This is a genomic window from Halorubrum tibetense (genome assembly GCF_042661865.1).
GTDB lineage: Archaea > Halobacteriota > Halobacteria > Halobacteriales > Haloferacaceae > Halorubrum > Halorubrum tibetense.
Window position 1 is genome coordinate 1 of record NZ_JBHSWW010000296.1, and the last position, 2,894, is coordinate 2,894.

A 2,894-nucleotide genomic window follows, 5' to 3' on the forward strand; every position below is an offset into this window, starting at 1 on the left:
TCGACGTGTTCCACGTCCCCGGTGATCTCCGTGACGACGGGCTCGTCGGTCGCGAAGTCGACCGCCCACGGGTGAACGATGTCCGTCGCGGCCGGCGTCATCACCGCACGCACGCTCGCGCCGTGCCGGCGGAGCTCGTGGGCGAGCTCGACGACCTTCACCGCCGCGATGCTGCCCGACACGCCGAGCGCGACGTTGACGCCCTCCAACATTACCGCGACGGTTACCCCCGCGAGGATTTATAAGGTGGCGGTGTGCGCCGACGCCGCGGCGGAGACGCGGAGATCCGGCTACGGCTAGGTGGAGCCCGTGGAGCCAGCCACGGGAGCCGACACCCGTCGAAGCTTCCCGTTATGAGCTGGTCGGTGACGGCGGCCCCCGCCGTCCGAGCTCGAGTTCTGCGACCAGCAAACTACTGCCAACGAACGCCCCCGTCGCGACCGTGCCGGCAACGAGCGCGTACGCGAGCGGGTGGAGTTCGGCCAAGAAGCCGAACGCAACCGACTGAACAGTGGTCGCCGCGTGGCTCAGGACCGGTGTCGCGATGAATAATCCGACCGCGAACAGCAGCACGGTCACACCGAAGAGCGCACCGATCGCTGTACTCCGCACGTAATCCACCCGAATCCCGTCTTTCGACTGAAGTGTTCCGAAGACGACTCCACCGACGACCGGGGCAACGACCGCACCCACCGGAACGAACAGCATCGCTACGGACGCAACGAGCGCTACCGCTGCATTGATAGCCGTCTTTCGCATATTCGTTCGTTTCGAATCAAACGATATAAACGTTCGCCGAGTCCGGATACTCGGTGTCTCACACCCAATCGCCGGTCAGATCCCGAACGTCGCCCGCAGCATGTCGCGCGTCCCGGGACCGAGCCCGACGGCGAGCACGGTGATGAGCAGCAGCAGGGTGTACCGCGGCGACTCCTCGAACAGCTCGCCGTTGAACACGTACACGACGCCCGTCGCGGCGGCGAGTTTTACGAACAGGAACGGCCACGCGTCCTTCGTGACCGCGAGCACCGCCTCCGGGAGCAGGACGGCGGTCCAGTCGACGATCAGCGCGTTGATGACGTGTTTCGGGACGAGGTTGGCGGTGCCCGTGAGCTCCGGCATCCAGTTGAGCCCGATCACGTTCGCGACGCCGTCGACGGCGTGACCCCAGATGATCACGAAGCCGGCAAAGCCGGTCCCCTGGTTGATCGACGGCTTCCACCCCTCGATCAGCTTCCACGTCCCGGCGGTCGACGCCGTCGCGAGCACGAGCGTCAACACGAGCACCTGTGGGTAGATGGTAACGTAGTCGGCCGTGACGGCGAGGTACACGAGGTAGCCGAACGAGGCCGCGAGCGCGACCGTCCCCATCCCGAACAGCGGGCGGGCGTAGTCCTTTGCGTGCCCGCGCTCGGCGAGCGCGTACGCGGCGAGCACGCACCCGAGCGTCACCGCGAACACGACGAAGTAGATGAACGGGCTGATGATCAGCGCGCTCCACGGGAACGCGATCAGCGGTTCGGCACCGGCCCGGACCGCGGCGATCCCGGCGTCCTCGACCGTCCGGAGGGTTCCGCCGAACAGCATGAACGGGAACAGCGCGTAGAAGAACCGGAACTCGTCGCCGATCTCCAGCCGCCGGAGCAGGAAGACGACGCCGATCAGCATCGCCAGCAGGACGAACACGTAGCTCACCGTCGAGACGGTCGTGTACCCCGGTTCAGCGACGATCTCGCCGGCGGCGATCGCGTCCGCGCAGGCGGCGTTACTCGTCAACAGCTCCGTCCCGCCGCTCTCGGGACGGACCGCACACTGTGCGCCCTGGCCGTCGGCCGCGACGGGCCCCCAGAAGTACCGCCAGAGGAACCCGTCGTAGACGGTCCGCGGGGAGACGAGCGAGCCGACGACGAGGAGGCCGGTAACGAGCGAGACCGCGGCGGCCCATGCGCGCTCCGGCGAGCGGCCGACCCGGTCCTCCACCCATGAACTCATGGAAGGGTTTCAGTGGCTTCGCGAGTTGAGCGTTCCGGTCCCGGACGGCGGCGCACTGCGGCGTCAAGAGACGGCATCACGCTGTGGCGACCCGCCGCTCAGATCGGCGGCCCCTCCGCCTCGTAGTCGGTGCCGAGAACGATCATCGTCTGTGATCGCGAAAACCCATCCATGTTCGCGATCCGCTCGAACATGAGTTCGCGGAGGCTGTCGGTGTCCTCGGCGACCACCCGCAGGATGACGTCCCACTCACCGGTGGTCAGGTGGATCGCTCTGACGCCCTCGATCTCGCGGAGGCGGTCGAGCGCGTCCTCCTCGCGACCCTGCTCGACGCGGAGCCCGACGAGGGCACTGACCCCGTACCCCACCGCCTTCGGGTCGACAGCGGCGTGATACCCCTCGATCACGCCCGCCTCCTCCATGCGGCCGACGCGGTCGTGGACCGTCGCGCTCGACATATCGATCTGCCGGGCGATCTCCGAGAACGGGGTCCGCGCGTCCGCCTGCAGCAGCCGGAGGATCTCCCGATCCGTGTCGTCGAGTTCCATACCGGGGGGTGGCCGGCTGAGGCCTTTGAGCTTGCGACCGGGGCAGATCGCGGAATCGGCACGGACGGGACAGGGTCGAGGCTGCGGGGTCGACGGTGCGGCACGGACGAGGTGTCAGAAAGCGACCACAGCGGGCCACGTGCTGACAACTATATGAATTAAGTATCGCCCGAACAGAGGACGAGGAGATGCCCTCCAGACGCCCCCTGCTGAGACGTGCGATCGCGCTCGTAACTGCCGGCACCGCGCTCGGGTCGATAGCCGGCCCTGTGTCGGGATCCCGGCCGACCGGCGACGTATTCGACGCCACGACGGCCGCTTCGTCCGGCCCGGGCCGCCGATCCGCGGGTCGCC

General features: G+C 67.6%; 5 protein-coding genes. All 5 read right to left on the reverse strand.

Going from position 1 to position 2,894, the window contains the following annotated elements; genetic code table 11:
• Positions 1 to 212: flavoprotein (locus ACFQEU_RS13955; protein ID WP_379783128.1), on the reverse strand; the 212-nt coding region annotated here is incomplete at its 3' end.
• 139 nt (positions 213 to 351) lie between these two features.
• Positions 352 to 759: a hypothetical protein gene (locus tag ACFQEU_RS13960; protein ID WP_379783130.1), complete on the reverse strand. Its 408-nt coding sequence runs from the start codon at positions 757 to 759 to the stop codon at positions 352 to 354.
• A 75-nt stretch (positions 760 to 834) separates the two neighbouring features.
• Positions 835 to 1,992 (reverse strand): DUF63 family protein, encoded by a 1,158-nt coding sequence (locus ACFQEU_RS13965; protein ID WP_379783132.1) that lies wholly within the window; start codon positions 1,990 to 1,992, stop codon positions 835 to 837.
• Between the two features lie 98 nt (positions 1,993 to 2,090).
• Positions 2,091 to 2,540 carry an Lrp/AsnC family transcriptional regulator gene (locus tag ACFQEU_RS13970; protein WP_379783134.1) on the reverse strand — a complete coding sequence of 150 codons (450 nt, stop codon included), beginning with the start codon at positions 2,538 to 2,540 and terminating at the stop codon, positions 2,091 to 2,093.
• A gap of 158 nt (positions 2,541 to 2,698) precedes the next feature.
• A partial coding sequence (locus ACFQEU_RS13975) for a hypothetical protein (RefSeq protein WP_379783136.1) occupies positions 2,699 to 2,894 on the reverse strand: 196 nt, incomplete at its 5' end.